The 12107-nt window shown below is 59.7% G+C and carries 8 protein-coding genes and 1 pseudogene; 2 read left to right on the forward strand and 7 right to left on the reverse strand.

The genetic code is table 11. The features are described 5' to 3' along the window. Positions 1–236 precede the first annotated feature (236 nt). The 6 genes from CR105_RS25810 to CR105_RS25830 form a co-directional block, all read right to left on the reverse strand. Complete coding sequence (locus tag CR105_RS25810) at positions 237–1151, reverse strand: cation diffusion facilitator family transporter (RefSeq protein ID WP_370660709.1); 915 nt, start codon at positions 1149–1151, stop codon at positions 237–239. Then, a complete protein-coding gene (locus CR105_RS25815) occupies positions 1108–4296 on the reverse strand; it encodes a CusA/CzcA family heavy metal efflux RND transporter (protein WP_099793617.1) in 3189 nt (1062 codons plus the stop codon). The genes CR105_RS25810 and CR105_RS25815 overlap by 44 nt, the downstream gene beginning before the upstream one ends. Before the next feature lie 14 nt (positions 4297–4310). Further along, complete coding sequence (locus CR105_RS25820; protein ID WP_099793619.1) at positions 4311–5897, reverse strand: efflux RND transporter periplasmic adaptor subunit; 1587 nt, start codon at positions 5895–5897, stop codon at positions 4311–4313. Further along, on the reverse strand, positions 5894–7204 hold the full coding sequence (locus CR105_RS25825) for a TolC family protein (RefSeq protein ID WP_099793621.1): 1311 nt from the start codon (positions 7202–7204) through the stop codon (positions 5894–5896). Before CR105_RS25825 ends, CR105_RS25820 begins: the two co-directional genes overlap by 4 nt. A 102-nt stretch (positions 7205–7306) precedes the next feature. After that, positions 7307–7660, reverse strand: a complete 354-nt coding sequence (locus tag CR105_RS28060) for a hypothetical protein (RefSeq protein ID WP_131021840.1) — start codon at positions 7658–7660, stop codon at positions 7307–7309. 55 nt (positions 7661–7715) lie between these two features. Then, the gene (locus CR105_RS25830) at positions 7716–9941 is read right to left on the reverse strand and encodes a heavy metal translocating P-type ATPase (protein ID WP_099793624.1); all 2226 of its coding nucleotides are present in this window, start codon (positions 9939–9941) and stop codon (positions 7716–7718) included. A 203-nt stretch (positions 9942–10144) separates the two neighbouring features. On the opposite strand from CR105_RS25830, the gene cadR reads away from it, so the two are divergent. Then, entirely contained in the window at positions 10145–10585 is a 441-nt protein-coding gene (cadR, locus tag CR105_RS25835) for a Cd(II)/Pb(II)-responsive transcriptional regulator (RefSeq protein ID WP_143752815.1), read from the forward strand. A 471-nt stretch (positions 10586–11056) separates the two neighbouring features. Here the strand turns inward: cadR and CR105_RS25840 are convergent, their stop codons facing one another. After that, on the reverse strand, positions 11057–11887 hold the full coding sequence (locus CR105_RS25840; RefSeq protein WP_099793628.1) for a tyrosine-type recombinase/integrase: 831 nt from the start codon (positions 11885–11887) through the stop codon (positions 11057–11059). 89 nt (positions 11888–11976) lie between these two features. Between CR105_RS25840 and CR105_RS29145 the strand changes: the two are divergent. Then, positions 11977–12107 (forward strand): annotated as a pseudogene (locus CR105_RS29145) (IS1595 family transposase); the annotation flags it as partial.

Here is a 12107-nt window from a genome sequence, read left to right on the forward strand (position 1 = left end):
GGCCAGGCCATTCAATGCTTGCCTCTGCGTCGTTTTGCTTTAAGCCGCGCCTTCCCGCGAAAATGAGAGGGCTTGGGAGGGCCCTTCCGCACACGCTTCACAGCGGTGATGATGCCCATCACGACGATAGCGAAGACAAAGATGGCAAGGGAAGCCTCAACTAGCCAGTCGGGCACCCCATGTTCATGTTGGCTCACGTCGACTCATCCTTTCTGTCGCTGAAAGCCGGCGCATATCTATTCATTTTGTAACTCGGTCTTCGCATGCTCGGGCGTGAAGTCGTGCAGCTCGCCAGCTTGTTCGCATGGCGAATCCTCGACCTGGACGGTCGTATGGTGAATCTCGAAGTCGTGCGCCAGCATGTCGCGTACGCCGGCGACCAGCGCCGGCCAGGTTACTGGTGGGCCGTTGCTCACCACATGGACCGACAGGCTGGTCTTGCCACTCGAAATGGACCAAACGTGCAGATCGTGGATGCCTGTCACGCCGGGCTTAGCGCGAATCGAGGCGCCGATTTCTTCAATGCCAAGTCCGTCAGGCACTCCTTCCAGCAGCACATTCATGCTTTCCCTGAGTAAGGTCCAGGTTCGTGGCAATACCCATAGTCCGATGCCTACCGCGATCACTGAATCAACCCAGCTCCAACCGGTGTAGCGGATCAACAGCGCGCCGACAATGACGCCAATCGATCCGAGCATGTCGCTCCACACTTCCAGATAGGCGCCTTTCATGTTCAGGCTGGTATCCTTCCCCGCGCTGAGCAGGCGCATGCTGATCAGGTTGACGACCAGACCGATCGCGGCGATAACCAACATCGTGCCCGACTCAATCTCCGCCGGTGTCTGCAGGCGCTCGTAGGCTTCATAGACGATATAGAGCGCAACCATGAACAACAATATCGCGTTGAATGCGGTCGCAAGAATCTCGAAACGATAATAGCCAAAGGTGCGCTTGCTGTCGGCTGGGCGCCGCCCGATTCTCATTGCCGCCAGCGATATTCCGAGGGCCGGCGCGTCGGTGGACATGTGGGCTGCGTCCGAGATCAACGCCAGGCTGTTGGTCAAAATTCCTCCCACCAACTCGGCGGTCAAGAATACCGATCGCCTGTCAGGCGACCACTTCGTTCGCGGTGGCTCGATTGAGTTCTTCATCGCTGTCTTTGCCATGGGCGAGTCGATAAAGCAGCGGCAGGACGAGCAGCGTCAATATGGTCGACGATAGGATGCCGCCGATCACCACCGTGGCCAGGGGCCGTTGCACTTCGGCGCCGGTACCGGTGGCAATCGCCATTGGAATAAAGCCGAGCGAAGCGACCAGTGCGGTCATCAGCACCGGCCGCAGACGCGTGAGCGCGCCTGTATTGATTGCATCGTCCAGTCCCATTCCCTCTTCGCGCAGCGTGCGAATGAACGACAGCATGACCAGACCATTGAGCACTGCCACCCCGGACAAGGCGATGAACCCCACCGCCGCGGAGATTGACATCGGAATGTCTCGCAGCCATAGGGCAAGGATGCCGCCCGTGAGGGCGAACGGGATCCCGGTGAAGACCAATAACCCATCCTTGACGTTGTTGAACATGACGAACAGCAGCGTGAACACCAGGAACAGCGCGAGCGGCACCACGACCTGCAGGCGCTGTGTTGCGGACTGCAGTTGTTCGAACGTCCCGCCCCACCGGGTCCAATACCCCGGAGGGATTTTTACCTCTTTCAAGATCATCGCTTCGGCTTCAGGCACGAACGTGCCGATGTCGCGACCGCGTACATTGGCGCTCACCACGATGCGCCGCTTGCCGTCCTCCCTGCTGATCTGATTCGGACCTGGCGTGAAGTCGAGGGTGGCCACTTCGGCGAGCGGAATGTAGCTCGTCGCGCCGGCATCCCCACCGAAGGCACTCGCCTTGGAACCGGACAGCGGTATAGGCAGGCGCTTGAGCGCCTCCAGGTCGGTGCGCAAGTGCTCGGGCAGGCGCACGATAATGTCGAACCGCCGGTCGCCTTCGAACATCGTGCCTGCGGTGCGTCCGCCGGTCGCGATGGCGATCGTCTCCTGTACATCGCCAATGTTCAAGCCGTACCTGGTGGTCTTTTCCCGGTCGATGTTCACCGTGAGCATGGGCAGCCCGGTAGTCTGTTCGATCTTTACTTCCGCCGCCCCTGGTACCCGGTTCAGTGTTGCCGCCACCTTCGCGGCGGTGTCGTTGAGCACGTCCATGTCGTCGCCAAAGATCTTGACGGCGACGTCGCTGCGCACGCCCGAAATGAGTTCGTTGAAGCGCAGCTGGATGGGCTGGGAGAACTCGTAGTTGTTTCCCGGGTATCTGGCGGCCTCGGCCTGCACCGCCGCCAGCAGCTCGTCGCGCGTTTTCTTCGGCGCCGGCCACTCGGACTGCGGTTTCAGCATGACGTAGCCGTCTGAGATGTTCGGCGGCATGGGATCGGATGCAATCTCCGCAGTGCCGGTCCGAGCAAAGACACGTTCGATCTCCGGGAACTTCGCCTTCAATCCACTCTCGAGCTGCCGTTGCAGCGCGAGCGACTGGGTAAGGCTGGTGCCGGGGATGCGCAGCGCCTGGATGGCGAAGTCGCCTTCGTTCAGGCTCGGCACGAACTCGCTTCCCAGGCGGGTAGCGAGCGCGCCCGACAGGATGACGAGCACTGCGGCCAGGGTCAGTACGATGGCCTTGCTGCGCATCACCAGCTCGAGCATCGGCTTGTATGCCCGGCTGGCCATGTTCATCAGCCGGTTTTCCTTCTCGGAGACGCGTTCGCCGATGAACAGCGCCACGGCGGCCGGAATAAAGGTCATCGACAGAATCATTGCGCCTACCAAAGCCGCGACCACCGTAAACGCCATTGGATGGAACATCTTTCCCTCCACGCCGGTGAGGGCGAAAATCGGGATGTAGACGATCATGATGATGAGCTGGCCGAACAGCAGCGGCCGGCGCGCTTCCTTGGCGGCGGCGAACACTTCATGGAAGCGCTCGGCACGGGTTAGCGAACGCTTGTGGTGTTCCTGCGCATGCGCCAGACGCCGCACGCAATTCTCGACGATGACGACCGCGCCGTCGATGATGATGCCGAAGTCCAGTGCCCCAAGGCTCATCAGGTTGGCGCTGACTTTGTAGGTCACCATACCGGTGAAGGTGAACAGCATCGACAAGGGAATGACCATCGCCGTAATCAGCGCTGCGCGGATGTTGCCGAGAAAGAGAAACAGGATGGCGATGACGAGGACCGCGCCTTCCAGCAGGTTCCTCTTGACTGTCCCGATCGCCTTGTCGACCAGTACCGTCCGGTCGTAGACCGTGAAAGCCTTTACGCCGGCCGGCAAGGTGCGGTTGATCTCGACCATCTTCTTGTCCACCGCCTGCGACACGACGCGGCTGTTCTGCCCGATCAGCATGAAAACGGTGCCCAGCACGACTTCCTGGCCGTTGTCGGTGGCCGCGCCGGTGCGCAATTCGCGTCCCACGCCGACCTCGGCCACGTCGCGCAAGCGGACGGGCACGTTTTGCACGTTGCTCAGAATGACGTTGCGGATGTCTTCGATGTTGCGGACCTGTCCTGGAACGCGGATGAGGAACTGCTCGCCCTTTTTCTCAATGTAGCCGGCGCCGACATTGCTGTTGTTGCGCTCCAGCGCAACAACCAGATTTTGCAAGGTCAGGTTATGAGACGCCAGCTTCGCCGGGTTCGGCGTGACGTGATATTCCTTCGCATAGCCGCCTATCGAGTTGATTTCGGTAACGCCGCCGACATTGCGTAATTGCGGTTTGATGATCCAGTCCTGGATCTCGCGCAGATCGGTCGGCGTGTAAGGTGTGCCATCGGCCTTCTTGGCGCCGGGTAGCGACTCGACAGTCCAAAGGTAGATCTCGCCGAGACCGGTCGAGATCGGGCCCATCATTGGACTGACGCCATCTGGCAGGGTTTCCTTCGACTCCTGGATCCGCTGATTGACCAGCTGGCGGGCAAAGTGGATATCGGTACCGTCCTTGAAGACGACAGTGATCTGCGACAAGCCGTAGCGTGAGAGCGAACGGGTCTGCTCCAAGTTCGGCAGGCCCGCCATGACGGTCTCGATCGGAAACGTAACGCGCTGCTCGACTTCCAGTGGTGAATAGCCGGCCGCCGCAGTGTTGATCTGGACCTGCACGTTGGTGATGTCGGGGACGGCATCGATCGGCAGCTTTTTATAGCTGAAGACGCCGATGGCCATCATGCCAACGACGGCAAGCATTACCAGCCACCGGTGTTCGATAGAAAAGCGAATGATTCGTTCAAACATGTGATCTCTCCCGCTTAATGTGCATGCTCGGCGCTGCCCTTGCCTTGTTCCGCCTTGACGACGAAACTTCCGCTGGCCGCGTACGCGGTCCCGGGTTTGATCCCGGTAAGAATCTCGGTGTACTTCCCGTCGCTGCGGCCGGTCGTGACCAGCTGGCCGACAAAGCCGCCATCGACCTTGACGAAGACGGTCGGGCTGTCGTTGACGGTCTGGATGGCCTCGGTGAGCACGGCGACTGCGGCATTTCGCTCATCCGATGTGAGCTCGACATTGACGAACAGGCCCGGGCGCCAGGCCATGTTGGGATTTGCCAGCGTCACGCGTCCCTTGGCCGTGCGCGTTTGCTCTCCGAGGAGCGATCCGACGTACGACACCGTGCCGGTCGAGACCGACCCGATGGAGGTGGCCTTGACGGTGGCGCGCTCGCCAACCCGGACAATGCCCAGGTCCCTGGCGGGGACGATGATTTCCGCCCACACCGAGGACAGGTCCGAAATCATGAATACGTTCGAATCCTCTTTGACGGCCTCGCCCAGCGCGATGTGCTTTTCGACGATGGCGCCGTCAAATGGCGCCCGCAGTTCGTAGCGGTTCAACGCCCCTGCGGCACCGGTGGCGGCGCCGATGGCAGCGAGCTTCTGGCGCGCGTTCTGGGTGGCGATTTCGGCTTCCCTTAACGCCTGCTGGGCCTGAAGATAATCCTGCTCTGCCGATATTTTGTCCTGCCAGAGCTTTTTCTCCCGTTCGTAGGTCACCCGCGCCAGTGTCTGCAGTCGTTGTGCCGACAGTAATTGACTGCGCATTTCCGAGACGTCCGAACTGGCGATCACGGCGAGGACCTGGCCCTTCCTGACCTGCTGTCCGAGATTGGCCGACACGCTCTCAACCACGCCGGACAGGCGCGGCACGACGTGCGCCGTACGGTCTTCGTTGAACCTGATTTCGCCGGCAAGCTGGAACGCACTGCGGATGCGCGCCGGCGCCGCCGTCTCGAGCTTGATTCCGGCGGCCTTGAATTGGGCGTCGCTCAGCTCGACTTTGCCTTCCTTGCTCGAGACGTTGAACTTGATAACATCCTTGTCCCGTTTCACGACGAAGTCGGCCTCGAACACGTGCGGCTCGGCGATGGTCTTGGAAGTGACCAGGCTGTCGCCCTGGACGGCAAAGGCGTAGTCCTGCACTTCGCCTTGGGACCGTTTGACCTGCTCGGATGCGCTGTAAGCCGAGGGCGGGAGCGGTTTGCCGTTTTCATAGGCCCACAGTTGGTGTCTGGCCTCGCCGTTTTGCTCCGCCAGGAGCACTTCGACACTTAAGCTTCCCTGCGAGAAAAGGGATCCGCCGTGAGGGCCCTTTTTCGGGGGCTCTGCATGCTGCTCCTCGCCTGCATGGGCTTTCTCGTCGCCATGTGCAGCTGCGGACTTCTTCCCGCGCGGTTCGCCGTCGGCGTGCTCCGCCGCTTCGCTGTGCCCGGCCTCCCCAGCTTCTTCGGACCCTGCTGATTTCTTGCCTGACATTAGGATCATGGCCAGGAATATCGCGCCGACAGCCAGGATGATGGCGATCGCAATGCGCGTTTTTTTATCGATGTTCGAGACGTTCATTGCATTTCCTTGTTTTGGAGCTGGGGAGGCGTCAAGCGGCCGTGCTGCTCGACGTTTCCAATGATGCGTTCGATATCGGCGGCGGCGCGATGCGACTCTCCTAATGCACGGACGTACTGCGTCTTTGCCTGGAACAGGGTTCGCTGGGCGTCAAGCACGTCGATGAAGCTGAACTTGCCGGCTTCGAAGCCTCTGGTACCCGCGTCGTATGCGCTATGCGCGCCTGGCAGGATCTCGTCGCGCAGGATCGCCAGTTCAGCTGCGGCCGCGTTCAAACGCAATGACGCCTGCGCCAACTCCGCGGATAACTTGTTTTGTATGGCGAGCAGCTCGTCGCGCGCCTTGTCGGTGCGCCGCAATGCACTCGCCAGGTTGCCCTGATTCCTGTCGAACAAGGGAAGCGGGATCGCCAGGCCAACCACGGTCTGGCGCTGGCCGATCTGCTCGTCGCGCTTGCTTCCCAAGCTCACCGTCAGGTCAGGGTAACGGCGTCTACGTTCGACGTCGGCCAGCGCTTCCTGCCGATCGATCTCTCGGCGCGACCGGGTGATTTGCGGCGCCGCAGGAAGGCGTGCGAGGAGCTCGTCCGTTGTCGGATTGGCGCCGGCCGGCATCCCGGGTGTCTCCACCGGGCTCACCATGGGCTCTGAACTGCCCCAGGTGGCCGCCAAGCGCCGCTTGGCCTGCGCCAAATCGTTGGCAGCCTGGCTCAGTTCGATCTTGGTGCTGGCTTCGGCGACCCGGGCGCGGGTTTCCTCTACCGGCGAAATTTTTCCCGCAATCACACGCCGCGCTGCGACGCCTGTCACTTTTTGCGAGAGTTCCTGCGTCGCCTGGGCAAGGAGCAAACGTTCCTGCGCCGTCAGCACATCGAAAAATGCGGTCACTACATCGGCGCGCAGTGCGCTGCGATAGCTGGCCAGATCCGCCGAGGCAACGTCGCGCTCGCGTTCGGCCAGCGCGATTCGGGCACTGCGCTTGCCGCCCAATTCGACGGCCTGGTTGAGCTGGACGGTGGTGGTACGCGCGTCGTTCTTGATTCCTTCAGAAAGGTATGAAAGCTCCGGATTTGGGATTGCGCCAGCCTGCGTGCGCTGGCCGGCCGCGATGTCGAGATCGCGGCCGGCTGACCGCAGACCTGGATTTGTTGAGAACGCTCGGCTGATCGCCGCTTCCAGCGTCAGCGGTGCAGACTGGGGCGAATAGGCCTTGGGTTCAGCTGTTAGTGTGGCGGGCGCCTGTGCGGCAGCCAGCAAAGGCTGCGCGCATAGCAACGCGAGCCCGATAGGGAAAAATAATGATCGCATCGAATTCTCCAGGTGTGGTGGAAGGAATTCGGCGACGACAAGCCTACGCGCGAGCGTATTGGGAACCTGTATCAGGAATTTATGGCTGGACCGGCGCCGAACTTAGACGGCGACCATCCAATTGGGGCGTTCGGGCAGACCGAAGTAAGGCGTGGGCCGCGAGGGAAGCTGGGCCAGCTGCTGGTGAGCAGGAAGCAGATGCTGCGAGATGTTCGAGGACCACGACGGCGACACCGATGTTCCATGTGAACACGATGCGCAGTCGGGATCGGGGCCCGCCTTTTTTGCCGGCGCCGAACTATCTTCGTCGCCGGCAGCGTCTTGATGTTTATGCTGATGGTGGCCGAAATGTTCACTCGCCTTACCGGTCTCGTGCATGCAATACGCGCTCGCAACCCCAGCACTCATCTGGAGAGCGAATGCAAGTGCTAGCATGTAGAAAAAGCGATTGACCATGGCTTGGATTATAGCTCTTCACCTAATATGGCGCGGTTTGGGATGTGTCCAACCTTCACTTCGACTGCCGCAGCAGACGCAAGCCGTTGAAAACGACTAGCAGACTGGCGCCCATATCGGCGAACACGGCCATCCACAAGGTTGCCTGTCCTGTCAGGGCCAGGACGAGGAACACGGCCTTGATGCCCAGTGCCACAGCGATATTTTGCATCAGGACGCGACTGGTCCTTCGGCTCAAGGTCAAAAAATCCGCGAGTTTGCTTAAGTCGTCGTCCATCAGCGCGACGTCGGCTGTTTCCAGGGCGGTATCGGTCCCTGCCGCCCCCATGGCAAACCCGATATCGGCCTTGGCCAACGCCGGCGCATCGTTGATGCCGTCGCCCACCATGCCGACATAGCCGTACTTGCTCACCATGTCATTGATGGCCGTGAGTTTGTCTTCGGGCAGCAAGTTACCGCGGGCGTCGTCGATGCCGACCTTCGCGCCGATCGCCGTCGCCGTGTGGGGGTTGTCGCCGGTGAGCATGATGACGTGAACGCCCATACCTTGAATGCGCGCGATAGCTGCGACGCTGCTATCGCGAATAGTATCGGCGACGGCTAAAATCATCATGGGGGCCGTCGCAGAACTGATCAGCACCGCCGTCTTGCCGTCTTTTTCGAACGTCTCCAGTTTCCCTTCAAGCTCAGGCGTGCAAATTCCCAGTTCGTGGATCAAGCGGTGATTGCCCAGATAGTAGGTGGTCCCATCGATGGAGCCTTTGACGCCGCGGCCTGTAATGGCCTCGAAGTCGCTGACCTCGAACAGAGCTTCCTGGATACCCAGCCCCTTCCAATGCGCAACCACAGCCGTGGACACCGGGTGATCCGAACGGTTCGACAGGCTCGCCGCGTAGCGCATCCATTTCGCCTGATCCCCGTCGCCAACGACGATGGTGTCCGTCACCGATGGCTTGCCCAGCGTAATGGTTCCGGTCTTGTCGAGCGCCAGCGCCTTCAGCTTGCGTCCCTGTTCGAGGTAGACGCCGCCCTTGATGAGCATTCCCTGTTTGGCTGCTGCAGCCAGGCCGCTGACGACAGTGACCGGGGTCGAAATGACCAGCGCGCACGGGCAGGCAATGACCAACAAAACGAGCGCCTTGTATAGCCAAGGCTGGAACGGCGCTTGCATCAATAGCGGCACGGCCAGGCCGACGATCAGCGCCATGGCGACGACTGCGGGAATGTAATAGCGCGCGAACTCGTCAACGAAGCGCTGCGTCGGCGCCCGTTCGCCTTGCGCCTGCTGGACGCTCTTGATGATCCTCGACAGCGTGGAATTGCTTTGCACTGCCGTCACACGGTAGTCGATCTCACCGCGCTCGTTGATGGTGCCGGCGTACACCGGGTCGCCTGCCTGTTTCACAACCGGCATGCTCTCGCCGGTGATCGGCGCCTGGTTGATCGTCGTCTGACCGGCGACGACCTGGCCGTCCAACGGGACCCGCTCGCCAGGCTTTACGCGCACGACCGCCGCAAGCGCCACTGTGCCAGCCTGCACCGCGGCCCACTGGCCGTCGGCACCTTGAACCGTGGCCATATCCGGGGCCATGGCCATCAATCCTTTGATGGCATTGCGCGCGCGATCGAGCGACAAGGCTTCAATCATTTCGGCCGCCGAGAACAGGAATATCACCACAGCCGCCTCGGGCCATTGCCCGATCACTGCAGCACCGATGACCGCGAGCGACATAAGGAAGTTCATGTTCAAGGAAAAATGGCGCACAGCGATCCAGCCCTTCTTCAGGGTGTCGAGTCCGCCGGTGGCGATGGCAAGCAGGGCTAGCGCCACGACCGGGAGGGACGAATCCGTCCCGGTCGACCAGGCGACAACCTCGGCAGTCACCGCCGAGAGGCCGGAAATGCCCATCAGCACCCACTTGGTGATCGAGATGCGGTAATCCGCGGACAGATCGGCTGCTTCGGCAGCCAATGCTCCCGGACCGGCGAGCGAATCAGTTTTGAGCACTGGCTCGAGGTCGAGCGCTTTGAGCGCCGCCACGATCGGGGCGGTCGACGGAAGATGATGCCGAACCGTCAGTTCGCGCTGCATCAGGTTAAATTGCATGCCGTCGATACCGGGCATCCCTGCGAAGCGGTCGCGGATCAGCTTTTCCTCAGTCGGACAATCCATTTTATGGATAAGGAGGACGGCAGTAGCGCCGGAAGCGTTTTCAATTACCGCCTCAGACACAGATGCGTCCGCAACCTGGATGGTTTTTTCGTGGTCACAGCATTGCATAGTTTTTTCCAGAACAAATTCAGAGTCTGACAGCAAGTGCCATTGGACAGCCTGTAGCAGGTACAGGGTCAAGCAGTTTAATTCTCGTAGGCGGCAACTCCGAATCAGCGTTACACTTAAGTCGGAAACCATAAAGCTCTTACAGGGTAAATTTGTTGCATAGGTATGGTACTCGGGATCAATAAATCATGGCTCTTGCACATATGCAAATCGGTGAACTGGCACGCAACACCGGCTCTTCGGTGGAGACGATCCGCTTTTATGAGAAGCAAAAATTGCTTCCTGTTCCCTCGCGCTCTTCGGGTAACTACCGACTCTACGATGCATCGCATGTCGAGCGCCTTCAGTTCATTCGTCATTGCAGATCCTTGGACATGACGTTGGAAGAAGTGCGTGCGCTACTCGACTTTCGCGACGGACCGAATGAGGACTGCGCCGGCGTCAATGATCTGCTGGATCGGCACATCGGGCACGTCGCGCGCCGCATAAAGGAGCTGAAGGCGTTGCAGGGTCAGCTTAAAGAACTGCGCCAGCAGTGTAGCGCGAGCCAGTCGGTAAGTGAGTGCGGAATATTGCTGGGGCTCGGCCAGGCGGAAGGCGGCGACGCCGCTAATCTGGGAACGCATACGGGGGGATGCCACTAGCCTCAGGCATCAGCGTCGCTGCTACATTGCCGCAGCACATCGGAAACCACATGCATTAACCAACATGCAATTTTTGTTCATAATTGCGAAGATTGTTAGCAACGCTGAGCTGTTGATATTTCAGAGAAATGGCACTCCTGGATTCACGATTGTGACCGCTGCGGCTGATGGCGGACTGCTCGATGTGCATGACGAAGTCCGGTGGTCCTCGACGCCGGCGATGCGGGGATATGGATGAACTCAAACCCCGAGCCTGACGAAGCGTCGCACATCCTAAACAAACTAGCGATGCCGGCCGATGCATTCGCCTGCCACATGGTCGACAAGGCAGTCGGCAACGTACGCAATCAGGACCGGCGCTTATCGGAACCACTATAATGTGAGACGCCCCAAGTAGATTTCAATCTAGGCTCACAAGCCGCGCCGGGTCAATGGGTTTGCTGGTGTATCCATCGAATCCCAAGCTGATGACTAGCGTACCTCGCCAGCTAAGATGGCCTGGGCCGCCACAGCGTCAATATAGTCTGCCCACTGCTGCATCATCGCCTTACGCTCGTCGAAGTACTTGGTGCGGTCGTATGCGCTTTCTAGTTTATCTTTTGTAGCGTGGGCCATTTGACGGTCGACTACCTCGTGCCGAAATCCTAGCCGTTCCTTCAGCGTCGACGTCGCTAGCGCCCTGAACCCATGCCCCGTCATATCACCTTTGTAACCCATGCGCTCAAGCGCCTTCAGAATCGCCATGTTACTCATCGGTCGTTGAGGATCACGGAGGTTGGGAAACAAATACGTACTGCCACCGGTGAGCCTATGCAATTCTCGGAGAAGCGCGAGTGCTTGCCTAGAAAGACAGACATGGTGATCCGTCTTGTCTGGCTTCATTTTGCGCCGACCCATTTTCATGCGATGCCAAGGAATAATCCATTCGCCATTTTTTAAGTCGACTTCTGACCATGGCGTCTCGATGAGCTCACTGGTACGCACAAAGACAAGCATCATAAGCCGCATTGCGACCCGTGTCGGCAGGCCCATGCAGGCTTCATTGGCGAACAGCACCCTCAAGAAATCAGGAAGATCGTCCGGACCAAGAGCCGCAAAGTGTCCTTTCTCGCGCGGCTCCAATACCTCGCCAAGTAACGCCGCTGGATTCTTCTCAGTAAGGCCACAGCGCATCGCATATTTGAACACGCGAGAGCTATCTGCAGTGAGGCGCTTCGCCACTTCAAGTGCCCCACGCTGCTCCACTGAGCGGATGGCATCAAGCACATTAGTTACTGATACATCTGCAATCGGGAAATTGATTAGCGCTGATCTTCATCTTAATTGAACATAGCCCACCGACGAGTGTCCAACTTCTATGAGCGCGCATAGCGGCGATGAGAGGAGCGGAGATGACGGCGATGAATCGAGTGCAGTTTCAACCCGGGTTGAGCCTGACGCAGTTCATGGAGCGCTACGGGACCCAGGCCCAGTGTGAGAAGGAGCTCGAAAAATGCCGTTGGCCCGATGGTTTTGTATGTCC

It is taken from the genome of Massilia eurypsychrophila, from assembly GCF_002760655.1.
Classification (GTDB): domain Bacteria; phylum Pseudomonadota; class Gammaproteobacteria; order Burkholderiales; family Burkholderiaceae_D; genus JAFCUW01.

Coding starts and splice junctions, on each gene's coding strand:
- CR105_RS25815 (WP_099793617.1), bottom strand. CDS start 4,296: ATGTTTGAACGAATCATTCGCTTTTCTATCGAACACCGGTGGCTGGTA.
- CR105_RS25825 (WP_099793621.1), bottom strand. CDS start 7,204: ATGCGATCATTATTTTTCCCTATCGGGCTCGCGTTGCTATGCGCGCAG.
- CR105_RS28060 (WP_131021840.1), bottom strand. CDS start 7,660: ATGGTCAATCGCTTTTTCTACATGCTAGCACTTGCATTCGCTCTCCAG.
- CR105_RS25820 (WP_099793619.1), bottom strand. CDS start 5,897: ATGAACGTCTCGAACATCGATAAAAAAACGCGCATTGCGATCGCCATC.
- CR105_RS25810 (WP_370660709.1), bottom strand. CDS start 1,151: ATGAAGAACTCAATCGAGCCACCGCGAACGAAGTGGTCGCCTGACAGG.
- cadR (WP_143752815.1), top strand. CDS start 10,145: ATGCAAATCGGTGAACTGGCACGCAACACCGGCTCTTCGGTGGAGACG.
- CR105_RS25830 (WP_099793624.1), bottom strand. CDS start 9,941: ATGCAATGCTGTGACCACGAAAAAACCATCCAGGTTGCGGACGCATCT.